This window comes from Parendozoicomonas verongulae, assembly GCF_009711465.1.
GTDB lineage: Bacteria > Pseudomonadota > Gammaproteobacteria > Pseudomonadales > Endozoicomonadaceae > Sansalvadorimonas > Sansalvadorimonas verongulae.
In genome coordinates this window covers 1-215 of record NZ_SMME01000038.1, presented here as the reverse complement: position 1 = coordinate 215, position 215 = coordinate 1, and the positions used below count along the sequence as shown (strand labels likewise).

Annotated in this window: 1 pseudogene; it reads left to right on the top strand. The window is 52.1% G+C overall.

The features are described 5' to 3' along the window. Positions 1 to 215: pseudogene (locus E1189_RS00055) on the top strand (F0F1 ATP synthase subunit beta); the annotation flags it as partial.

The following is a 215-nucleotide window of genomic DNA, read 5'->3' as shown; positions in this document are numbered from 1 at the left end:
GTACTGTTCTTTGTGGATAACATTTACCGTTATACACTGGCCGGTACTGAGGTATCTGCACTGTTGGGCCGTATGCCTTCAGCGGTAGGTTATCAGCCAACACTGGCGGAAGAGATGGGCGTTCTTCAGGAGCGTATTACCTCCACCAAGACCGGCTCCATAACCTCTATTCAGGCCGTTTACGTACCTGCGGATGACTTGACTGACCCATCCCC